Genomic DNA, 22526 nt, shown 5'->3' with positions numbered 1-22526 from the left:
TCATTCCGGGCGGCCGGGGGCAGCCGCCTCGGGCATGTTCATTCTTCCAGGCCGGCGTCCGCCGCCTCGAAAATCTTGAGCCGGCCACGCAGGCGCAGCACCGCCTGGCCGTGGATCTGGCAGACCCGCGACTCGCTCACGCCGAGCACCGCGCCGATCTCCTTCAGGTTCAGTTCCTGCTCGTAATAGAGCGAGAGCACCAGCTGTTCGCGCTCGGGCAGGTGGCCGATGGCCTTGCCCAGCTCGCGGCCGAATTCGCCGCGCTCCAGCACCTGCTGCGGGGTCGGGCCGCCCTGGGCGACGGTGTCCAGCTCGCCCTGGTCCTCGATGCGCGATTCCAGGCTCAGTACCTGGCCGCGTGCGGCGTCTTCCATCAACCGCAGGTATTCGGGCAGCGGCATCTCCATCGCGGCGGCCACTTCGGTGGCGCTGGCGGCGCGGCCGCTGCTCTGTTCCAGGCGGCGGATGGTGGCGGCGGCATCGCGGGCACGGCGGTGCACCGAGCGCGGCACCCAGTCGCCACGGCGGATCTCGTCGATCATCGAACCGCGGATGCGGATCGAGGCATAGGTCTCGAACGAGGCGCCCTGGTCGGCGTCGTAGCTGCGCGAGGCTTCGATCAGGCCCATCATGCCGGCCTGGATCAGGTCGTCCACTTCAACGCTGGCCGGCAGCCGCGCGGCCAGGTGGTGGGCTATGCGCCGCACCAGGTCCGAGTGCTGGGCGATGACCTCGTTGGCCGCCGAGCGCTGGACCTCCCGGTACTGGGCTGCACCTTTCATGCGGCCACCCCGCGCTGCTTGAGAATGCGCTCGAGGAAGAACTCGACGCCGCCACGCGGTTCGGTTGGCGCCTGCCAGCGTGCGGTGCGACGCGCGATCTCGGTGATCGCCAGTGCTGCCGGGCTGGACGGATAGGCTTTCACCACCGGCTGCTGGCGCTGCACCGACAGGCGCAGCCAGTCATCCTGCGGCACGCAGCCCAGGTAGTTCAGCGAGACATCGGCGAGGAACTTCTCGCAGACGCGGGTCAGCTTCTCGTACAGCACGCGGCCCTCGTTGGGGTCGCGCACCATGTTGGCCACCACCTGGATGCGGTCCACGCCGCGTTCGCGCGACAGCACCTTGATCAGCGCGTAGGCGTCGGTGATCGACGCGGGTTCATCGCAGACCACCACCACGGTGTCCTGTGCGGCCTGGCAGAAGGTCAGCACGCCGTCGGTGATGCCGGCGGCGGTGTCGACCACCATGATGTCCAGTTCGCGTTCCAGTTCGGAGAACACGTTGACCAGGCCGACGTGCTCGGCCGGGGCCAGCTCGGCCATGTGCCGGCGGCCGGACGCGGCCGGGACCACCAGCACGCCGTTCGGGCCTTCGACGATCACATCGTCCAGCGAGCAGCGGCCGGCGACCAGGTCGGCCAGCGTGAAGGTGGGGTTCAGCCCCAGGATCACGTCGATGTTGGCCAGGCCAAGGTCGGCGTCCAGCAGCAGCGTGCGCTTGCCCATGCCGGCCAGTGCCACGGCCAGGTTGGCCGAGACATTGGTCTTGCCCACGCCGCCCTTGCCGCCAGTGACGGCAAGGGTGCGCACAGGGCCGAGCGGCTCGCTGCGGGTGGCCGACAGCGGGAAGGTCTTGGTCAGCTTGGCGTACTCACGCGACGGCATGGTTCAACTCCGGGTTGCAGGGCATATCGGCCGCTCGGCGCAAATCTTCAAGGCGAAGTACAAGATTGGCTGCACTGGCCCGGTGCAGGTCGTCCGGAACGTCCTGGCCATCGGTCACCCAGGTGATCGGCAGGGCATGGTCCACGGCCACCGACAGGGCGTTGCCGAAGCGGCCGGTCTCGTCCAGCTTGCTCAGCACCAGGCCTTGCAGGTTGGCGGCGCCGAAGCGGCGGACCACCTCGTCCATGTCGCCGAAGCTGGTGTTGGCCGGCAGCACCAGCAGGGTGCGGACCTGGCGGGCGGCGCGCAGCCACTGCAGCTGGGCGGCCAGTGCGCGGTCGCGCGGGCCCAGCCCGGCGGTGTCGATCAGCACCAGCTTGTAGTCCTTCAGGCGTTCCAGCAGCTGGTCCAGGTCGGTGCCGCTGTTGGCCTCGTGCACCGCGATGCCGAGCTGGCGGCCGTAGCCGTACAGCTGCTCGCGGGCGCCGATGCGGGTGGTGTCGGTGGTCACCAGGGCGACGTCACGCGGGGCGTGCTTCTCGGCGAAGCGCGAGGCCAGCTTGGCGATGGTGGTGGTCTTGCCGGCGCCGGTCGGGCCGACCAGCGCGATCACGCCGCCTTCTTCCAGCGGGTCGACCGGGGCGATCGGCAGCTTGCGCGAGATCAGCCCCAGCATCAGGCCGCGTCCACGGTGGGCTTCGGTCTCCAGCGGGATCTGCATGGCCACGTCGCGGGCCAGCCCGGCGTCGAATCCGTACTCGTCCATAAGGTCCAGCGCGGTGGCGCGCACCGGGCAGCCGCGCAGGCGCTCGTCGGTGAAGCGGTTCATCTCGCGCTCGATCACCTGGCGCATGCCGGCCACTTCCTGGCGCAGCTGGCGGATCTCGGCGTCGTCCTGGGCAACCACGGTCAGCACCGGGGCCGGGGCGAGGGTGGGCTCCGGCGCGGTTTCGGCGCTGGCATCGGCCAACGCCGGTTCGCTGGCGGCGATGGCCGGCTGCGGTTCGGCGACGGCCGCGCCCGGCAGCGGCGGCGGCTGCACGGCGGGGGGCACGCTTTCGTGATGCATGTCGTGCGGCGGGTCGATCTGGAAGCGGGCACGGTTGGCTGGCGCGCTGACGGCCGGTGCCGGTGCAACGATGGCCTCGGCGAACGGGGCGAAGATCTGTTCGGGCAGCGCCGGTTCGTTGACGGCAGCGCGGGCCAGGGTCGCGGCGAAGCCGGTGCTGCCGCGGGTCGGCACGATCTCGTCGGCGCTGTCCAGGGTGCGGCCGGTGGCACCGACCGCGGCGCGGGCGAGGGCGGCCACGGCCGAGGTGGTGGCGGCCACCGGCTCCGGCGCCGGGGTAGCGCTGCGGCGGCGGGTCACCGCGGCGATCACCGCGTCGGCGGCGGTGCGCGGCTTCGGTGCCGGCGGCGGGGCGACGTCACGACGCGAGGCTTCCAGTGCGCGCTGCACGGCGCTCTCGTCGTAGTTGGCCGCGGCGACGATCTCGATGCCTTCCTCGATCCGGCGGTTGGACAGGATCACGGCGTCAGGACCATGTTCCTTGCGCACCAGGTTCATGGCCGAGCGCATGTCGGCGGCGACGAATCGTTTGATTTTCATGCTGTGGTCACGGGACGAAGACGGCGGGGTGGCGGTCGGGGAACTCGGGTGGTCGGTGGTCTGCACGGTGCGGGTTCCCCTTGGTATCTGTCTGTTGCGTTGGTTCGAAAGTGGTGTCTGTTTTCTGGCGCATCGGAGGGCGGCGTCAGCTGATCGTTCCGACCAGCTTCAGGCGCTTGTCCTCCGGCACCTCGCTGTAGGCCAGGACCGACAGCGACGGAACGCTGTGGCGGACCAGGCGGGCCAGCGCGGCGCGCACCGGGCCAGGTACCAGCACGACCGCGGGCTCGTTGCGGGCTTCCTGCTTGCTGACACATTCGGCCAGGCTCTGGTGCAGTCGCTCAGCGAGTCCGGGTTCCAGCGCGGCGCCGTTGCCCTGCGTGGACTCCTGCAAGACACGTTCCAATTGCGGGTTGAGGGTGAACACCGGCAGCTCCGCCGACATTCCGGCGATCTCCTGCACGATGAAGCGGCCCAGCGCGGTGCGCACGGCAGCGGTCAGCACCGCCGGGTCCTGGCTGCTGGGCGCGTGTTCGACCAGTGCCTCGGCGATCTTGCGCAGCTGGCGGATCGGAATGCGCTCGACCAGCAGGTTCTGCAGCACGCGCACCACCGCCGACAGCGGCAGCGCCTTCGGCGTCAGATCTTCGACGAGCTTGGGCGCGCTCTTGGCCAGGTTGGCCAGCAGGTGCTGCACTTCCTCGTGGCCGAGCAGTTCCGGCGCGTGCTCGCGGATCAGGTGCGACAGGTGGGTAGCGACCACGGTGGCCGGGTCGACCACGGTGTAGCCCAGCGTTTCGGCCTGGGCACGCTGGTGCGGCTGGATCCAGGTGGCATCCAGGCCGAACGCGGGGTCCTTGCCGGCGATACCTTCCAGCGCGCCGAGTGCACTGCCGGGGTCCAGCGCCAGTTCGCGGTCCGGGTGGATCTCGGCGGTGGCCACCGGCACGCCGTGCACCAGCACGCGGTAACCATTGGCCGGCAGCTCCAGATTGTCGCGGATATGCACCGACGGAATCAGGAAGCCGACGTCCTGGGTCAACTTGCGGCGCACACCCTTGATGCGCGCCATCAATTCGCCGCCCTGGTTGCTGTCCACCAGCGGGATCAGCCGGTAGCCGACCTCCAGGCCCAGCGGATCGACCGGGCGCAGCTCGTCCCAGCTCAGTTCGGCGGTCGGTGCCGGCGCGGACGGGCGGCCCAATGCGTTGAGCGCAGCGGCGTCGTTGCCTGCAGCTCCCGGATCGGTGGTGGCAGCCTTGCCCTTGCGATAGACCTTCCACGCGATGAAGCCGAGGATCGCGGACAGCGTCAGGAAAGCGACATTGGGCATGCCCGGCACCAGGCCGACCACGCCGATGATGCCGGCAGTGATCGCCAGCGCACGGTACTGGCCGAACACCTGGCCGGTCATGGCCTGGGCCATGTCCTGCGAACGCGAGGCGCGGGTGACCAGCATCGCCACCGCGCTGGACACCAGCAGGGCCGGCAGCTGCGCCACCAGGCCGTCACCGATGGAGAGCAGGGTGTAGGTGGCAGCGGCTTCGCCGAACGGCATGCCATGCTGCAGCACGCCCACGGCCAGGCCGCCGAGCATGTTGATGAACAGAATCAGGATGCCGGCGATGGCGTCGCCGCGGATGAACTTGCTGGCACCGTCCATCGCGCCGTAGAAGTCGGCTTCCTCGCGGACTTCCTCGCGACGCAGCTTGGCTTCTTCACGCGTCAGCAAACCGGCGTTGAGGTCGGCGTCGATCGCCATCTGCTTGCCGGGCATCGCGTCCAGGATGAAGCGCGCGGTCACTTCGGAGACGCGGCCTGCGCCCTTGGTGATGACCACGAAGTTGATGATGGTGAGGATCGCGAAGACCACGATGCCGACCGCGTAGTTGCCGCCGATCACGAATTCGCCGAAGGCGGCGATGACCTTGCCCGCGGCGTCGTGGCCGTTCTGGCCGTTGAGCATGATCACGCGGGTGGACGCCACGTTCAGCGCCAGCCTCAGCATGGTGGTGATCAGCAGCACGATCGGGAAGATCGTGAAGTCCAGCGGGCGCTTCACGTAGACCACCGCCAGCAGCACCATCAGCGAGATGGCGATGTTGAAGGTGAACAGTGCATCGAGCACTGGCGCGGCCAGCGGCACCACGACCATGGCCAGCAGGGCCAGCACGATCAGCGGTGCGCCAAGACCCTGGCGGATCATTTCCAGGGCGCGGCGGGTATTGAATCCGGCGGAGGGCTGGGCGCTCACGGGCGGCCTCCCTTGCCGAATTCATCCACCTGGATGTGCGGGGCGTCCGGCATCGGGCCAGTGCGCCAGGCGCGCAGCTGGTAGACGTAGGACAGGACCTGGGCGACGGCCGAATACAGTCTCACGGGGATTTCCTTTCCGAGTTGGCCTTCCCGATACAAGGCGCGTGCCAAAGGCGGGGCGGAGACGATCGCGACCTTGTTGCCGTCGGCCACCTCACGGATGCGCAGGGCGGTCTCGTCCACGCCCAGCGCGACCACGGTGGGGGCGTTCATGGCCCCGCCTTCGTACTTCAGGGCCACCGCGTAGTGGGTGGGGTTGACCACCACCACGTCGGCGGTGGGCACCGCTTCCATCATCCGGCGGTTGGCCATCTGCTGCTGCAGCTGGCGGATGCGGCCCTTCACCTCTGGGCTGCCTTCGCTTTCCTTCATTTCCCGGCGCAGCTCTTCACGGGTCATCTTCAGCTTGCGCATCCAGTTCCAGCGCTGGTACGGCGCATCGATGGCGGCCAGCACCAGCATGGCGCCGGCGGTGGCCAGCAGCAGGCGCAGGGTGAAGCCGAGCCCGTCGGTGATGGCCGTCTCCAGCGGGTGGTGGATCAGCCCGCGCAGGGTGTCAAAGCCGGTCCAGACCACCAGCCCGGCGGCGACGCCGACGAAGGCCACGCGCAGCAACGATTTGGTGAACTCGGCAATGGCCTCCGGGCCGTACAGGCGCTTGAGCCCGCTCATCGGGTTCATGCGGTTGATGTCGGGCAGCAACGCCTTCTGCGACCAGCGCAGGCCTCCCATCACCAGCGGGGCGACGAAGCTGGCCAGCAGGCAGACCAGCACCAGCGGCGCGATCACCAGCATGAACTGCAGCAGCAGGTCACCGAAGTGGCCGAACAGCTCCTTCGGGTTCTGCCGCAGGCTCTGTTCCGGGCTCAGCGCCTGCTTCATCCAGGCCGTGGCGCCACGGCCGATCGAGCCACTCATCGCCATCACCGCCAGCACGCCGGCGCCGAATACGGCGGCCGTGCCGAGTTCGCGCGAGCGCGGCAGGTTGCCCTGTTCACGGGCGTCGCGCAGGCGTTTCTCGGTCGGTTGTTCGGTCTTTTCGCCGGCGGATTCGTTCTCGGACATCACGGGGCACTACGGCAGGGGATGCCGGGGTGCGTGCAAGAACCGTTCCACGCATGGCGGGTGGCGCATCCACGCATGGCGTGGATCTACTGTAGAGCCGAGCCCACGCTCGGCTGAGGTTGGGCCCAGGCGCGAAGCGCAGCCGAGCGCAGGCTCGGCTCTACAGGAGGGTGTTGCAGGAACCGTTCCGTGATGGCGGGCGGCGGCACGGGTAACGCCGGACCGTGCCCGGCGCAATCATCCATCCGGCGTTACCGCCCGCAGCGGAATCGTCAGAACACTGTCGCTGTGCCAGTCCACCCGCAGCGGTTCACCCGCATCGGCCACGCTCTCGTCGCTGACATCGCGGCCGGTACCGTGGTTCACCTGGTGCATCGCGTCCTTCAGTACATCCACCTTCACCAGCAGGCGGCTGCCGGCGGCCAGTCGGCGCGCCACCATGCGCGTGCGGTCGAAGGGCAGGTGGGTCCATTGGCCTGGCTGAAGCAGCTGGCGCGTGGTCGGGTCACGCACGTGGCTGGCCCGGCCCATGTAGTAGGACAGCTGCATCCGGCGTCCATCGGCCATCAGTTCGTACAGGGTGACGGTGAAATCGAAGTCGCGCTTGTTGATCCGGACCTTCAGGTCGCCGGAGAAGCTGCCCACCAGATCCATCGGGCCTGTAAAGGGATCGGTGACAAAGGACAGCGCCGTATCCCTTTCGTCCTGTGCTGCGATGATCGGGAACGGGTAGTAGCCATGCCGCATTTCATTGCGGTCGGCCAGGTCCACGGTCTGCCCCAGCTGGCCTGGCGCTGGCGGCTGTTCCTGCAGGCGGTGGTAGCCATCGGCCGAAGCGGGTGCGGCCGACAGGTGGTAGCGGCGGTGGGCACCCGCGGCGGCGTCCAGCGTTGCCGCATGGCCCCAGCGGTTGGCGCCCATCAGCTGGTAGTTCACGCGGTCGGGCACCAGCGCAGGACGCGGCGCGCCGCGCAGCACATGGTCCAGCCACTGGAAGGTGACTGCCGGGGTATCGAACTGCGCGGCGGGGTCGATCGCGTAATCACGCAGCTGCAGCGGTTTGACCGCCGACTGCGCACCACGATGGTCGTAGGGGCCGATCAGCAGGGCATGGTCCGCATCGGGGCGGTGCCGCAGGTGGTCCTTGAAGTACTGCAGTGCCGAGATCTGGCCATCGTCGTAGTAGCCGGTGATGGTCAGTACCGGGATGCGGATGTCGTCGAACTGGTCGCCATAGGGAACCATTGACTGCCAGTAAGCGTCGTACGCCGGGTGGTCGAGCCAGCGCTGCAGCCAGGGGTTCGGCGTGCCATCGACCTGGTCGATCTGCCGGTAGGGGCGGCCGGAGGCATACCAGCGGCGCGGCAGCTGCGACCAGCGCTCGTTCTGGTTGTAGGTGTCGTTGTCCAGCATCGGGCCATTGGCCACATAGAACGCCCAACCGTAGTTGGCACTCAGGAACACGTTGTTTTCCATCGGCAGGCCCTGGCCGGGGATGGCGGCAACGTAGGGCACGATGGTCTTCAGTGCGGGATGGTGATGGCGCGCCGCCGCCCAGGCAGTGAAGCCCTCATAGCTGCCGCCATACATGGCCACCCGGCCATCGTTCCACGGCTGGTGGCTGATCCAGTCGATGGCTGCGTTGGCGTCCCCGCCGTCATGCTCATAGGGAGCGATGGTGCCGATGCCCCGACCCTTGCCACGGGCATCGACCACGATGCCGGCGTAGCCATGTGCGGCGGCCAGCAGCATCTTCTGCCGGTTCTTGGGTGGATCGGTGTAGATGGTGAACAGCATTGCTGCAGGCAGCGGAGCCCTGGCGGCGCGTGGCCGTGCCAGCTGCGCCGACAGCACGACGCCATCGCCGGCGGGGATGCGCAGGGCATCGTCGATGACGAAGCGACGCTGCTCTTCCGCGGCGACCAGCGCAGGGGCCAGTGCGGCGGCAAGGGTCTGTGCACGCAGTACCGCCCGCAGGCGCAGCAGTTCCAGGGCGACGGCCTCGGTGACGGTCGCGGCCCCCGCCTGCGCGGCGATGGCCTGCTCCAGCTGCGCGCGCACCGGGGCTGGCTCGACCGAGAGCGCGGCATCGGCCTGCACCGCGGCAACGTCGTCGAGGGCAGCGAAGGTGCTGTGGAAGGCACGCGCATACCCCGCTGCGTCCTGCTCGCCGGCGGTGGCGAGCAGCAGCATCGGCACCCAGCGCTGCACCGCCGCGGTATCACCGTCGCTTGCAAGCGATGCGCGTGCCTGCTGGATCGATCGCCGCGCTTCGCTGGTCCGGTCCAGCGCAAGCAGCGCGTGGCTGCGCTGTGCGTCGGTCAGGGAGGCAGACTTCAGCAGCTCGGTGCCCAGTGTTCGCAGGGCTGCGTCGGTCTGCGCGGGAGATGCATCCGCGGGCAGCGACCATGACAGATCGCTGGCCAATGCGCGGGCGCAGCTCAGGGCCAGCAGCAGACCTGCCAGGGTGGTGCGGAGTGCCACGGGCTCTTCCTTGCATGACGGTCGCGCGGCCCATCATACGGGAGCCGAGCGCAGGCTCGGCTCTACAGGAGGCGCGGGGCATTTGTAGGGCCGAGCCCATGCTCGGCTGCGGTTGGCTCAAGCGCGAAGCGCAGCCGAGCGCAGGCTCGGCTCTACAGGAGGGTGTCGAAGGAGTCGTTCCGTGATGGCGGGCGGCCGCGCCGCGAGGCGTTATCCGGGCGGGTGTTGCGGCGGCGGGCTCTGCGCCAGTTCCACCCGCGGCCGTGGCAGGTCGTGCAGCTGCATGAAGCGCGCTGCATCGACCGGCCGGCCCAGCAGGTAGCCCTGCAGGTAGTCGCAGCCCAGACGCTCCAGGTAGGCGCGCTGGGCGGCGGTTTCCACGCCTTCGGCGACGATGTCCATGTCCAGCGCATGGCCCAGCGCCACGATCGCCGAGACGATCACCACGTCCTCGGCGCTGTGCTCCAGGTCGCGCACGAAGGCGTGGTCGATCTTGATCTCGGTGGCCGGCAGCCGCTTCAGGTACAGCAGGCTGGAATAGCCGGTGCCGAAATCGTCGATGGAAATGCCTACGCCCAGTGCCGACAGTGCCTGCAACAGGCGCAGGCTGGTGTCGGTATCGCGCATCACCGTGCTTTCGGTGATTTCCAGCACCAGGTGCCGTGGCGCGATGTTGTGGCGCTCGATCACCGTGCGCACGTCCTGCAGCAGGTGCGGCGAGCTGAACTGCACCGGCGACAGGTTCACCGACATCGACCAGCCTTCATGACCGGCATCGTGCCATCGCCGCAGCTGCTGGCAGGCCTGGTCCAGCGCCCAGCGCCCGATGTCGTTGATCGCGCCGCTGCGCTCGGCCAGGCGGATGAATCGATCGGGCGGGATCAGGCCATGTTCCGGATGCCGCCAGCGGATCAACGCCTCGGCGCCGGCCACCTTCTGCGTCGCGACGCGGATCTTGGGCTGGAAGTTCAGGAACAACTGGTCGCTGCCGATCGCCCGGCGCAGGTCGGCCAGCAGCCGGAACTGCTGCTCGGCACTGTCGTTCATCCAGTCCGCGAACAGCACGAAGGCGTTGCGTCCGGACTCCTTGGCCTGGTACATCGCCGCGTCGGCAAACGCCATCAGCTGCCGCTCGCTGGCAGCATGGTCGGGGCAGATCGCCACGCCGATGCTGGCGGTTACCTGAAGTTCGTTGTCCGGCAGCAGCGGTCCGCTGCCGACCGCCTGCAGGATGCGCCGGGCGAGGGTAGGCAGATCCTCGTCGTGCTCGATGCGTACCACCAGCACGAACTCATCGCCGCCGAGGCGGGCCAGCATGTCATGGGGGCGCAGCAGCTCGCGGGTGCGCTCGGCCACCGCCACCAGCAGCGCGTCGCCGGCCTGGTGGCCATAGGCATCGTTGACCTGCTTGAAGCCGTCAAGATCCATGAACATCACTGCGAAACGGCTGCCGCCCTGTTCGGCCTCGGCCAGCGCCTGCACGATGCGCCGCTGCAGCAACAGGCGGTTCGGCAGGCGGGTGAGCGGATCATGCAGTGCAGCCTGGGTCAGCTCCTGCTGCGCGTCGGTCAGGGAGGTGCTCAACATCGAGTTGCGCAGGCGCAGCAGCTGGGCCTCGACCCGCTGGTCCAGCCACGACACCACCAGCACCACGGCCAGGATTGCGACGGTCAGCAGCACCACCAGCATGGCCAGCCATTCGCTCTGCAGGCCATCGCCGACCGCCGCGCCGCAGATGCTGCCTTCCGGAAAGCGTGCGGCGGCCATGCCGGTGTAGTGCATGCCGACGATGGCCAGCCCGAGCAGGCCGGCGGCCGCGAGGCGGTCGCCGACACGGGTGCGCTGCGCGCGCAGGCGGAATGCCACATACAGCGCAGTCCACGAGGCGGCGACCGCCACCATCAGCGAGAACAGCAGCCAGCCCGGGTCATAGTCGATGCCGGGTTGCATGCGCATGGCCGCCATGCCGACGTAGTGCATGCAGGCGATGCCGGTACCCATCAGCAATGCCCCGCCGGCCAGGCGGGGATGCGGCAGGGTGCGCAGTGACACCAGCCACAGCGCGAACACAGACGAGGCGATCGCCAACGCCAGCGAGAGCAGGGTGATGGGCAGGTCGTAGCCCAGTGGAATGGGCAGGTCGAAGGCGAGCATGCCGATGAAGTGCATCGACCAGATGCCCAGGCCCATGGCGAAGCCGCCCCCCAGGCGCCACCACCACGCCGCGCCCTTGCCTGGTGCGGTGACGGTGCGCCCGGCCATCGCCAGCGCGGTGTAGGAAGCCATCACGGCGACCAGCAACGAGATCGCCACCAGCCAAGGATTGTACGTGCCTACCAGCATTCGTCAGTCTCCCGGACCTGCCTGTCGACGGAAACCACGGTGGGGCATGCATGAGGCAGGCCGACGCAGTGCGTCGACCAGACGCGGCGTCCCCCTGGGCGCCGCGCATTCACTCTAACGCGTGGACCCGGGGGGACTTCAAGCGGCAAGACGTGAAATTGCGCCCCTGTAGAGCCGAGCCCATGCTCGGCTAGCGCTTCGGCCAATGGCAGCCGAGCATGGGCTCGGCTCTACAGAAACGAATGCATGGCAACCAGTAAAACGTGATGATCAGGTCAGTGTGTAACCGCGTCCGCAGCCTGGAAGGCGGCATCGAACAAGCGCTGCACCGGCGGCCCCATTTCACCGGCCAGCAGGGCCAGCAGGAACAGGCCCAGCAGCAGCGAGACCGGCAGGCCCAACTGGATCGGGTTCAGCGCCGGGGCGGCGCGGGCCAGTACGCCGAACGCCAGATTGACCGCCAGCATCGCCACCGTCAGCGGGATGGCCAGGGTCAGTGCGCCGCGCAGTACGGTCAGCAGGAAGGTCGGGGCAATGCTGAAGAACGCGTGCGGGTCGGGCAGCGGGGCGCCGATCGGCAGTGCCCGGTAACTGTCCACCACCAGCGAGATCAGCGCCAGGTGGCCATTGGCGGTGAAGAACAGCAGGCCGAACATCAGGTAGAACCACTGCCCGATCACGCCGGAGGTGCCGCCGCGCAGTGGGTCGCTCATCTGCGCGAAGGCCAGGCCGGTGCCCTGGGCGATCAGTTCGCCGGCCAGCGCACCGGCCTCGAACACCAGGCGCAGCAGGAAGCCGATGGACACGCCGATGGCCAGTTCCCGGGCGATGGTCAGCACGGTGGCGGCGTCGAAGCCGGTCCAGTCCGGTACCGGCGGCAGCAGTGGTGCCAACGCGATGGCAAGGGTGCCGGCCAGGATCACGCGGATCCGCGCCGGCACCGCGCGGGTGCCGACCATGGGCATGGCCATGGCCACCGCACCGATGCGCAGCATGGTCCATAGTACGGTGCCGATCATGCCGAAGGCCTGCAGGCCGTCGGCAGCCATCTGGGTGGCGGCGTCCATCGAAGCGTGTGTCCTAGCCGATCAGGTGCGGGATGCGCTGGAACAACAGCGTGGTGAATTCAACCAGGTGGCCGATCAGCAGGCTGCCCAGCGCGAACAGCACCGCGGTCAGCGCCGCCGCCTTGGCGACGAAGGCGATGGTCGGTTCGTTGAGCTGGGTCGCGGCCTGCACGACGCCGACCACCACGCCCACCACCAGTACGGTGAGCAGCAGCGGGCCGGCCACCCACAACACGGTGATCAGGCCGCCACGCAGTTCGGTCAGGGCAAGTTCGGGAGACATGGTCTTTCCATCGGTAGCGCCGGGCGGTGCCCGGCAACGCTCATGTAGCGTCGAGCCGTGCTCGACGGCCGTTGCGGGGTTGGGTCAAGCCGGATTGAAGCTCGCCGCCAGTGTGCCGACTGTCAGCACCCAGCCATCGACCAGCACGAACAGCAGGATCTTGAACGGCGCCGACACCAGCATCGGCGACAGCATCATCATGCCCATCGACATCAGCACGCTGGCCACCACCAGATCGATGATCACGAACGGGATGAAGATCAGGAAGCCGATCTCGAAGGCGGTCTTCAGCTCGCTGGTGACGAACGAGGCGACCAGCACCGGGAACGGGATCGCGTCGGGGCTGGCGTAGGTGCCGTGCCCGGCGATGCCGGCGAAGGTCATCAGGTCGGTCTCGCGGATCTGCGCCAGCATGAAGGCGCGCAGCGGCGTGGTGGTCAGCGTCCAGGCGGTCTGGAAGTCGATGTCGCCGTTGAGGTAAGGCGCCATGCCGGTGCTCCAGGCCTTGTCCCAGGTCGGCAGCATGATCATCGCGGTCAGGAACAGGGCCAGGCCCAGCAGCACCTGGTTGGACGGCGTCTGGCCCGTGCCCAGCGCCTGGCGCAGCAGGCCCAGCACGATGATGATGCGGGTGAACGAGGTCAGCACCATCAGCATCGACGGGATCAGGGTGATCGCCGTCATCAGCAGCAGGGTCTGCAGCGGCAGGCTGACCGGCGCACCGCCGATCTTGCCGACGTTGATGTCCGGCAGCGGCGTGGTCGGTGCGCCGGGCGCGGCGAACGCCAGTGCCGGCAACAGGCACAGGGCAAGCAACAGCAGCCACGGCATCAGGATGGCAAGACGGGTACGGGTGACACGCATGTCAGGGGTCCTTGCGCAGCCGCTGCTGCAGCAGCTGGGCGAAATTCGGCAGGTTCTTGAAGTCCGGCACGCGTACCGGCGCCGGTGGCGGCAACGGTTCGGGCAGGGTATGCAGGGTATTGATGCCACCGGCGGTGACGCCCAGCAGCAGCTGCTGGCCGTTGACCTCGACCACCACCACGCGTTCCTTGGCGCCGACACTGAGGCTGGCTACCAGCTTCATGCCTTCGGCAGGGCGGAAGCCGCTGCCGGGCATGCGCTTGAGCAGCCAGCCCAGGCCGATGACCAGGGCCAGCACCGCCAGCAGCGCCAGCACCGCACCGAACAGGCTGGGTGCGGCGGCCGCATGCTGGCCAATCTGCGGGCCAACCGGGGCGGCGGCCTTGCCGACCGCCAGCAGGGTGGAGGCCAGCAGGCTCAACGCAGTCTCCGGATACGCTCGCTCGGGCTGACCACGTCGGTCAGGCGCACGCCGAAGCGGTCATTGATCACCACCACTTCGCCGTGGGCGATCAGCGTGCCGTTGACGAACACATCCAGCGATTCGCCGGCGCCGCGTTCCAGTTCCACCACCGAGCCCTGGTTGAGCTGCAGCAGGTTGCGGATCGGCAGGCGCGCGCGACCGACTTCCAGCGACAGCGTCACCGGCACATCGAGGATCACGTCCAGGTTCAGGTCCGGGCCGTTCGCCTCGTCGGCCTGCAGGCTGCTGAACTGGGCCGGGGTGGGTTCGAGGGCGTCGATATCGTTCATTGCGGGTCTTCCTGGATGACGGGTACGCGCGGGCGGGTGCCCGGCGGATGGGTAGCGGTGATCTTCACGGCATTCATGCCGTTGGCGATGCCGAACTCGCCGGTGAACACCGGGATGTTCTCCACGCACAACGGCACCTGCGGGCTGAGCTCGATCGGCAGGATGTCGCCGACCTTCAGCTGGGTCAGGTCACGCAGCGTCATGCGCTTGCTGGCCAGCACGCTGGACAGGGTCACCTCGGCGATGTTGAGCTGTTCGCGCAGGGTCTGGCCCCAGCTCTCGTCGCGGTCGTTGCGGTCACTCTGGATGCCGGCGTCGAGCAGTTCGCGGATCGGCTCCAGCATCGAGTACGGCAGGGTCACGTGGATATCGCCGCCACCACCATCGAGCTCGACGTGCAGGCGGCACACCACCACGTACTCGCGCGGCGTCACGATGTTGGCGAAGTGCGGGTTGATTTCCGAGTTGATGTACTCGAAGTCGACATCCATCACCGGTGCCCAGGCCTCGCGCAGGTCGGCGAAGGTCTGCTTCAGCAGCAGGTGGATCACCCGCATTTCGGTGGCGGTGAACTCGCGGCCTTCGATGCGGGTCGGGTAGCGCCCGTCGCCACCGAAGAAGTTGTCGACGATGGCGAACACCAGGGTCGGTTCGAACACGATCAGGCCGGTGCCACGCAGCGGCTTGAAACGGATCAGGTTCAGGTTGGTCGGCACATACAGCGAGTGCATGTAGTCGTTGAACTTGATCAGCTCGATGCCGCGCACCGACAGCTCGGCCGAGCGGCGGATCAGGTTGAACAGGCCGATCCGCCACAGGCGTGCGAAACGCTCGTGGACCATTTCCAGGGTTGGCATGCGACCGCGGATGATGCGGTCCTGGCTGGCGAAGTCGTATGAGCGCGCTTCGCCTGACGGCGGTTCCGGATCGGTCTCGACCGCGCCACTGTCCACGCCGTGGAGCAGGGCATCGATCTCGTCCTGGGACAACAGATCATTCATTGGTGGGCCCTTACTGGGTCACGAAACTGGTGAACAGCAGGTCGTCGGCACCATTGCTGCCGGTCTCGGCCTTGAGCACTTTCTGCACTTCGGCCAGCGACGCAGCCTGCAGCTTCTGCTTGCCGGCGACATCGGCGATCTGGTCGGGGCTGACCTGCGAGAACAGCATCAGCAGGCGTGCACGGATGGCCGGTGCGTGGGTCTTGATCGCCTCCAGCGCGGCCGGGTCACGCGTCATCAGCTGCACTTCCAGCTGCAGGTAGCGCGGGCCGTCGATGGGGCCGTTGAGGTTGACCACGAAGGCCGGGTCGAGCGCGAAGTACTGCGCCGGCGCCGGGGTGGCCGACTTCTTCGGGGCCTGCGCGGTCTTCTCTTCCGGCTTGGACTGGGTGAAGAACCAGACGCCGCCACCAGCGGCGGCGGCGGCCAGCACGGCCACCAATGCGGTGATCAGGATCGGACTGCGCGGCTTGGCGGCCTTGTCCTTCTCGGCGGTCTTCTTGGTTTTGTCAGCGGCTGCGGCCACGGGGTGAAGCTCCTGAGGGTTGCTTCACCGGGATATGCAAGGGGTGTGCCGAAGATGGGACGGTGGGGTGCGACGGAATTCCGTCGGGGTGCCGGTGCGGCCGTGCGGAGCAAGCTCCGCAGCCACCAACGCGATACGGCGAAGTGCCGATCCTGGCCGGCTCCATTGCCCCGGTGCCCCTGTGCCCTGGTGGGCGCCGACCGCCCCACTCTGGTAGGTGCCAACCTTGGTTGGCACGTCTGTCAGGCGTAGGCGTCCAGCAATCCGCGCTGGCGGATCAACTGCGCGGACGACACGCTGGTGTCACCCGGCGACGGTTCTCCGTCACCGGCCATGCCGCCGGCGCCGGATTGCCCCGACGCACTGCCGTCACCTCCAGGCGCCTGGTGGCCGACATCGGCGTGGGCCAGTTGGAAGCCCTGTTCGCCCAGCAGCTCGCGCAGGCGCGGCAGGCTGCTTTCCAGCGCCTGCCGCACGTCCACGTGCGGGCTGCTGAAGCTGGCATGCACCTTGTCGCCGTTCAACTGCAGGCGAACATCCACCGGGCCCATGTCGTCCGGACTCAGGCGGATGTGGGCGTGACCGATCTTCTGGTCGGCCAGCCAGCCCAGGCGCGCGCCGATGGCCTGGTCGAAGCCGTCGTCACCCAGCACGGGCTTGGGCGTGGGTTCGCCATTGAAGATCGCGTTGCCGGTGGCGAGCGCCGCTTTCAGGTCCTGCACGGCGGCCGCTGCCGGTGCGTGCAGCAGTGGTGCACTGTTGCGGTCGCCGAAGGCAGCCACGTCACTGCCTTCGCCGCGCTCGCTGCGCTTGCCGGGCGGGATCATCTCCGGCAGTGGCAGCGCGCTGGCATCCCCAGCGCTGGTCGCCGCAGGTTTGCCGTCGGCCGTCGCTGCGGCTGCGGTAGCCGCTGCTGGGGCGGTTGCGGGCAGCGCCGGGTTCGCGGCGGGGGCAGCGGGCAGCGCGCTACCGTCGCTGGACAGCGACGGTGCAGCGGTGGTCGGCAGAGCGGCGGCCGGATCCACGGGCGTCGGCATCGCCAGCACCAGGCCGGCCAGGCCGAGCGGTGGCCACGGGGCATCCTCGGTCGCGGCGGGCGTGTCCTTGTCGGTGCCGGGTCCAGCCGGGGTGGCGGCAACGGGCGGCAGCGGCGACGTTTCAGCGCTTGCCGCTTCGCCTTCTGCGTTGCGTTCGCCGGGAGCCTGGCCATTGCTGTCGGGGGTCGATGGCTGGCTCGGCGTGGATGGCGTCGGCGTGGTGGCGCTGCTGGCAGGGGCGGCTGCAGAGGGCGCGCCACCCTGCAGCAGCTGGCCGAATTCCTTGCCGCGCTCGCTGCGCGGTGCGCGCGCTGCAGCGCCGCCGGAATTCTGTGTCTGCGCGTTGGCGCTGCTGGCGAGCGGGGAGGGCATCACGAGCGGCCTCCCTGCTCGGTGCCATCCTGGTCTTCGGCCTGTACAAGGCGCGCGCGGCGCGCACCGATGTCGTCCATCTCGCGCTGGTCGCGGCGATCGGTCACCACTTTTTCCTGCGCGCGGTAGCTGGCGGCGAGCTGTTCCAGCACGGCCTTGTCCCGGCTGGCCAGGATCAGGCGGGCACGCTCGGCTTCCACTTTTTCGCGGTTGCCGTTGACCGTGGCTTGCTGCTGCTCGACCGCACTGTCCAGGCGGTCCAGGAAAGCGCGACGGTTCAGCAGCTGCGCCGGGCTGGTCGCTGCCATCTGCGCGTTTGCGTACTCCTCGGCATAACGTCGCAGTTCGTCCAGTCGCGATAGATGGGTATCGAGAACGCGCTGGCGTTCAGCGAGGTCTCGGGCGACCGCGTCCTCGTGTTCCTGGGCCCGCTTGAGCAGGGGATCGATGCGCTTGGACTGGTTCATGGCTTAACTCTCTTGTTCCACCAGGCGCTGCAGTGCCGCCTGGCTGTGCGGGAGATCTGCGGCCTTGGCAACGTCCTGGCCGAGGAACTCCATGATTTCCGGCCAGCGTTCCAGGGCTTCGTCGGTGGCCGCGTCGTTGCCGCGCTGGTACGCACCGATGGCGATCAGGTCGCGGTTGGCCGAGTAGGCCGAGACCAGCCGCTTCAGCTTGCGGATGCGCAGGCGCCACGGCTCGTCGGCGATTTCCGTGACCACTCGGCTGACTGACGATTCGACGTCGATGGCCGGATACAGGCCGCTGTCGGCCACGCGCCGCGAGAGCAGGATGTGACCATCGAGGATCGCGCGGGCGGCATCGGCGATCGGGTCCTGCGGATCGTCGCCCTCGGTCAGCACCGTGTAGAACGCCGTGATCGAACCACGCCCCTTGGCGCCGTTGCCGGCGCGTTCGACCAGCGCCGGCAGCTTGGCGAACACCGACGGCGGGTAGCCGCGGGTGGTCGGCGGCTCGCCGACCGACAGGCCGATCTCGCGCTGTGCCTGGGCGAAGCGGGTCAGCGAGTCCATCAGCAGCAGCACATTCAGTCCCTGGTCGCGGAACCATTCGGCAATGGCGGTGGCACGGTAGGCGCCGTGCAGGCGTGCCAGCGGCGGGCGGTCGGCCGGGCTGGCCACCACCACGGCGCGGCGCAGGCCTTCCTCACCCAGAGTGGTTTCGACGAAATCACGGACTTCGCGGCCACGTTCACCGATCAGCCCGACCACGATCACATCGGCAGCGGTGTAGCGGGTCATCATGCCGAGCAGCGTGGATTTGCCGACGCCGGAGCCGGCGAACAGGCCGACACGCTGGCCGCGGCCGATCGGCAGCAGCGCGTTGATCGCGCGCACGCCCACGTCCAGCGGCTGGGTGATCGGTTCACGTGCCAACGGATTGATCGAGACGCCGGCCATGCCGACGTGGCCTTCGGCGCGGATCGGCCCCTTGCCGTCCAGCGGCACGCCATCACTGTCGATGACCCGGCCGAGCAGGCCTTCGCCGACTTCCACGCCACCGCGGCGCGCCGACGGCACCACGCGGGCGTTGGGCAGCAGGCCGTGCAGTTCAGCGCTGGGCATCAGGTAGGTGCGCTCGCCGGCAAAGCCGACCACTTCGGCATCGACCCAGCCACCGTCGACCACTTCCACCTTGCAGCTGGCGCCCAGCGGTGCCTCGCAGCCAACCGCTTCGAGCGTCAGCCCGACCGCGCGACGCAGCACGCCCTCGCGGATCAGGCCGCGACCATGCGCGGTATCCACGCGCAGGCCGTCGAGACGACGGGCCAGGCGCAGGTTGCGGGCCATGGCCCAGTCGGCGGGCGGTGGCGTGGGCTGCGATTCGGGCGTCATGCGCCTGCTCCGGTCTGGCGGATCACCGCATCCAGCGCGCCACGCAGGCGGGCTTCCAGGGTGCCGTCGATGCGCACCGCTTCGGCATGCACGCGCAGGTCGCCGCGGCTCAGGCTGGTATCGGGCACCAGGCGCTGCTGCGGCGACAGGTTCAGCAGGGGGGCGAGGGCGGCGATGTCGTCGGGGTGCAGGCGCACCTCGACTTCGCGGGTGCTGCCACCGACCGCGTCGATGGCCTCGCCGACCAGCTGCGCCAACAGCGCAGGGTCGGCCTCGTAGGCACGCCCGACCAGGGCACCGGCGATGCGCACGGCCAGCTCGCCGAGCGCACCGACCACTTCATTCTCCAGCCGCACCAGCGGCCGGCTGAAGTTGTCCAGGATGCCTTCGATCTGCGCGGCGAGGCGCCGCACCTCGGCCTGGCCCTGGCTGTAGCCGTCGGCATGGCCGTGCTGGAAGCCTTCCTTCTCTGCGCTGTCCTGGATCGCCTGGATCTCCTCCAGGGTCGGCAGCTGCAGCGGTGGCTCGGGTTCGTGTTCCGGGTCCGGCTCGGTGAGTTCGAACACATCTTCCTGCGCCAGCGCCGGTTCGGGCTGGGCCAGCAGGTCCGGGGCAAGCCAGCGCACGACGTTGCTCACAGCATGGCCTCCGCGCTGCCGCCGATGGTGACGGTGCCTTCATCGGCCATGCGCTTGACGATGGCCAGGATCTCGCGCTGCGCGCCTTCCACGTCGGACAGGCGCACCGGGCCACGGGCTTCCATGTCCTCCAGCAGGATTTCGGCCGCGCGCTGCGACATGTTGCGGGTGATCTTGTCGCGCACCTTGATGTCGGCACCGCGCAGGGCCAGGCCCAGGCGCTCGCCGCTCACTTCGCGCAGGACCAGCTGCATTTCGCGATCGTCCAGATCGACCAGATCGTCGAACACGAACATCAGGTCCTGGATGCGGTTGCTCAGTGGCGCATCGATGCGTGCGATTTCGCCCAGGATCGCTTGGTCCTGGCCGCTGTCCATGAAGTTCAGGATGTTGGCCGCGCACTGCACGCCGCCGATGTTGGACGACTTCAGGTTCTGGTTGCCGGCGAACTGGCGCTCCATGATCTCGTTGAGTTCATTGAGCGCGTTCGGCGGAATGCCGTCGAGGGTGGCGATGCGCAGCAGTACGTCGACGCGGGTACGGTCGGGCAGCAGCTTCAGTGCGTCGGCGGCCTGGTCTGTTTCCAGGTGCGCCATCACGATGGCGATGATCTGCGGGTGCTCGTTGCGCACCAGGTCGGCCACCGCGCGCGGGTCCATCCACTTCAGCGCGTCCAGGCCGGTGGTGTTGCGGCCGAGCAGGATGCGGTCGATCAGGTTGCCGGCCTTCTCGCTGCCCAGCGCCTGCACCAGCATGTTGCGGATGTAGTCATCCGAACCCACGCCCAGCGAAGTCTTCGAGCCCAGCTCCTGGCCGAACTGGTCCATCACCCGTTCCACCTGCTCGCGGGTGATGTCGGTCATGGTGGCCATGGCGATGCCGATCTTCTGCACTTCCTTGGGTTCCATGTGGCGCAGCACCTCGGCCGCGTCCAGCTCACCCAGCGAAAGCAGCAGCACGGCCGCGCGCTGCACGCCGGTCAATTGCGGCTCAGTCATTGGCCACCCAGCCCTTGACCACCTGGGCCACGCGCTTGGAGTCGGTCTTCACGGCTTCACGCGCCATCCGCAGTCGTTCCTCATATGAATCCACCGGCAGGGCCAGTGCGTCTGGCCCGGCCAGGCTGGCCCGGTCGGCGCCCAGCGCCGGCAGCGGGGTGCCATCGTCATCAACCAGCTGCACGTCCGCGGTATGCGGTTCCAGTGCGTGCTCGTCGTTCTTCTTGTTCTGGCCGGTGATCGCGCGCAGCGCCGGGCGCAGCACGCCGAACAGCAGTGCCAGCACCACCACCGCGCCGAGCAGCATGCGGCCGGCGTCGTGGACCCAAGGCAGCTCCCACCAGGCCGGGCCTTCCTCGGGCGTGATCTCGCGCACGAACGGGGCGTTCATCACCGACACGGTGTCGCCACGCTCGGCGTTGAAGCCGACCGCCTGCTTCACCAAGGCCTCGACGCGGGTCAGCTCGGCGGCCGACAGCGGCTGCGGGCTCATCTTGCCGTTGGCGCCGGCGCGCGGCACGTTGTCCACCAGCACTGCCACCGACACGCGCTTGATGCGGCCCGCGGGCTGGCGGGTGTGCTGCAGGGTGCGGTCCAGCTCGTAGTTGCGGGTCGCGTTCTTGCTGCTTTCGGTCGGGGTCTGCGCGGTGGCCGGCGCGGCCTGCTGGCCCGGCGGGCTGTTGCTGGTCGCCCCCGGCACACCCTGCGGCCCCGGCGTGCTGGTGGTGTTCTCGCTCATCTGCTCGCTGCGCAGCTTCTGCGGCTCGCCGTTATAGAGCTCGCGGGCTTCTTCGGTCACCGAGAAATCCATGTCCACGCTCACTTCCGGGTTGACGCGGCCCGGGCCGGTCATCGGTTCCAGAAGCTCGCGGATGCGTTGGTTGAACGAGGTTTCCTGGCGGCGCACCTGTTCGAACTGGGCAGCGTTGACGGCCGCCTCGCTGTTGGGGTCGGTGATGCTGAGCATGCGCCCGCTCTGGTCGACCACGGTCACCCGTTCCGGGGCAAGATCCGGGATGCTGGCCGCGACCATGTGCACGATGGCGTCCACCTGGCTGCGTTCCAGCTGCTGGCCGCCGCGCAGTTCCAGGGTCACCGAAGCGCTGGCGACATCGCGCTGGCGGGTGAAGGCGCTGGGCTTGGGAATGGCCAGGTGCACGCGCGAATCACGCACCGGGCGCAGCGTGTTGATGGTGCGCGACAGCTCGGTTTCCAGCGCGTGCTGGTAGCGCGCGCTTTCGACGAACTGGCTGACGCCGAAGCCCGGGTCGCGTTCCATCAGCTCGAAGCCAAGCTTGCCGCTGTCGGTCAGGCCGGAGCCGGCCAGCTTCAGGCGGGCGTCGTGCAGGTTCTTCTCCGGCACGGTGATGCCGCCGGTGGCGGGATCGAGCGCGAACGGAATCTGCGCGGCGCGCAGCAGGTCGGTCGCTTCAGCGGTCGCCTTCTGGTCCAGGCCGGTATACAGCGGGACCATGCCCGGCTTCTGTGACCAGAAGAACACGGACAGGCCTGCCGCCACCGCCACCGCGATCATCGCCATCAGGCCCAGCCGACGGGTGATCTGCAGACTCTGCAGGCGGTCGAACCATTGCCCGGCCTTCTCGGCGTTCAGGCTGTCCTTGGAGAGCGTCAGTGCCATGCGTCAATG

20 protein-coding genes are annotated in these 22526 nt (G+C 68.5%); all 20 read right to left on the bottom strand.

All coding sequences use genetic code 11. The features are described from left to right. Positions 1-38: 38 nt before the first annotated feature. Positions 39-782 (bottom strand): RNA polymerase sigma factor FliA, encoded by a 744-nt coding sequence (locus ACZK0Z_RS12535; protein ID WP_005413248.1) that lies wholly within the window; start codon positions 780-782, stop codon positions 39-41. After that, complete coding sequence (locus tag ACZK0Z_RS12530; RefSeq protein ID WP_049426835.1) at positions 779-1666, bottom strand: MinD/ParA family ATP-binding protein; 888 nt, start codon at positions 1664-1666, stop codon at positions 779-781. The genes ACZK0Z_RS12535 and ACZK0Z_RS12530 overlap by 4 nt, the downstream gene beginning before the upstream one ends. Continuing rightward, positions 1653-3275, bottom strand: coding sequence for a flagellar biosynthesis GTPase FlhF (gene flhF, locus ACZK0Z_RS12525; protein ID WP_197633624.1), 1623 nt, complete (start codon positions 3273-3275; stop codon positions 1653-1655). The genes ACZK0Z_RS12530 and flhF overlap by 14 nt, the downstream gene beginning before the upstream one ends. Positions 3276-3420: 145 nt before the next feature. Further along, positions 3421-5481, bottom strand: a complete 2061-nt coding sequence (flhA, locus tag ACZK0Z_RS12520) for a flagellar biosynthesis protein FlhA (RefSeq protein ID WP_197633627.1) — start codon at positions 5479-5481, stop codon at positions 3421-3423. Between the two features lie 44 nt (positions 5482-5525). Then, a complete protein-coding gene (gene flhB, locus ACZK0Z_RS12515; protein WP_005416428.1) occupies positions 5526-6656 on the bottom strand; it encodes a flagellar biosynthesis protein FlhB in 1131 nt (376 codons plus the stop codon). Positions 6657-6893: 237 nt separating this feature from the next. Further along, the gene (locus ACZK0Z_RS12510) at positions 6894-9140 is read right to left on the bottom strand and encodes a CocE/NonD family hydrolase (protein ID WP_197633623.1); all 2247 of its coding nucleotides are present in this window, start codon (positions 9138-9140) and stop codon (positions 6894-6896) included. A gap of 210 nt (positions 9141-9350) precedes the next feature. Next, positions 9351-11483 (bottom strand): putative bifunctional diguanylate cyclase/phosphodiesterase, encoded by a 2133-nt coding sequence (locus ACZK0Z_RS12505; RefSeq protein ID WP_197633622.1) that lies wholly within the window; start codon positions 11481-11483, stop codon positions 9351-9353. Positions 11484-11758: 275 nt separating this feature from the next. Further along, positions 11759-12550, bottom strand: coding sequence for a flagellar biosynthetic protein FliR (fliR, locus tag ACZK0Z_RS12500; protein ID WP_099552064.1), 792 nt, complete (start codon positions 12548-12550; stop codon positions 11759-11761). A 13-nt stretch (positions 12551-12563) separates the two neighbouring features. Continuing rightward, positions 12564-12833 (bottom strand): flagellar biosynthetic protein FliQ, encoded by a 270-nt coding sequence (locus tag ACZK0Z_RS12495; protein WP_005413254.1) that lies wholly within the window; start codon positions 12831-12833, stop codon positions 12564-12566. A gap of 84 nt (positions 12834-12917) precedes the next feature. Next, positions 12918-13697 carry a flagellar type III secretion system pore protein FliP gene (gene fliP / locus ACZK0Z_RS12490; protein WP_197633631.1) on the bottom strand — a complete coding sequence of 260 codons (780 nt, stop codon included), beginning with the start codon at positions 13695-13697 and terminating at the stop codon, positions 12918-12920. Position 13698: 1 nt separating this feature from the next. Next, positions 13699-14097 (bottom strand): flagellar biosynthetic protein FliO, encoded by a 399-nt coding sequence (fliO, locus tag ACZK0Z_RS12485; RefSeq protein WP_170272481.1) that lies wholly within the window; start codon positions 14095-14097, stop codon positions 13699-13701. Positions 14098-14114: 17 nt separating this feature from the next. Next, a complete protein-coding gene (gene fliN / locus ACZK0Z_RS12480; RefSeq protein ID WP_005409543.1) occupies positions 14115-14450 on the bottom strand; it encodes a flagellar motor switch protein FliN in 336 nt (111 codons plus the stop codon). Continuing rightward, positions 14447-15451: a flagellar motor switch protein FliM gene (gene fliM / locus ACZK0Z_RS12475; protein ID WP_049431106.1), complete on the bottom strand. Its 1005-nt coding sequence runs from the start codon at positions 15449-15451 to the stop codon at positions 14447-14449. The genes fliN and fliM overlap by 4 nt, the downstream gene beginning before the upstream one ends. Before the next feature lie 10 nt (positions 15452-15461). Further along, entirely contained in the window at positions 15462-15977 is a 516-nt protein-coding gene (locus tag ACZK0Z_RS12470; RefSeq protein WP_057504318.1) for a flagellar basal body-associated FliL family protein, read from the bottom strand. 242 nt (positions 15978-16219) lie between these two features. After that, entirely contained in the window at positions 16220-17386 is a 1167-nt protein-coding gene (locus tag ACZK0Z_RS12465; RefSeq protein WP_197633630.1) for a flagellar hook-length control protein FliK, read from the bottom strand. Next, on the bottom strand, positions 17386-17853 hold the full coding sequence (fliJ, locus tag ACZK0Z_RS12460) for a flagellar export protein FliJ (RefSeq protein ID WP_005413256.1): 468 nt from the start codon (positions 17851-17853) through the stop codon (positions 17386-17388). Before fliJ ends, ACZK0Z_RS12465 begins: the two co-directional genes overlap by 1 nt. A 3-nt stretch (positions 17854-17856) precedes the next feature. Continuing rightward, positions 17857-19242, bottom strand: coding sequence for a FliI/YscN family ATPase (locus tag ACZK0Z_RS12455; protein WP_164147210.1), 1386 nt, complete (start codon positions 19240-19242; stop codon positions 17857-17859). Continuing rightward, complete coding sequence (locus ACZK0Z_RS12450; RefSeq protein ID WP_049429346.1) at positions 19239-19880, bottom strand: FliH/SctL family protein; 642 nt, start codon at positions 19878-19880, stop codon at positions 19239-19241. The genes ACZK0Z_RS12455 and ACZK0Z_RS12450 overlap by 4 nt, the downstream gene beginning before the upstream one ends. Beyond that, positions 19877-20863, bottom strand: a complete 987-nt coding sequence (gene fliG, locus ACZK0Z_RS12445) for a flagellar motor switch protein FliG (protein WP_024958226.1) — start codon at positions 20861-20863, stop codon at positions 19877-19879. The genes ACZK0Z_RS12450 and fliG overlap by 4 nt, the downstream gene beginning before the upstream one ends. A gap of 7 nt (positions 20864-20870) precedes the next feature. Then, complete coding sequence (fliF, locus tag ACZK0Z_RS12440; protein ID WP_049429345.1) at positions 20871-22517, bottom strand: flagellar basal-body MS-ring/collar protein FliF; 1647 nt, start codon at positions 22515-22517, stop codon at positions 20871-20873. Positions 22518-22526 lie beyond the last annotated feature (9 nt).

This window comes from Stenotrophomonas sp. 116085_Sma (genome assembly GCF_056479585.1).
This window is presented reverse-complemented; position numbering and strand designations above follow the sequence as displayed.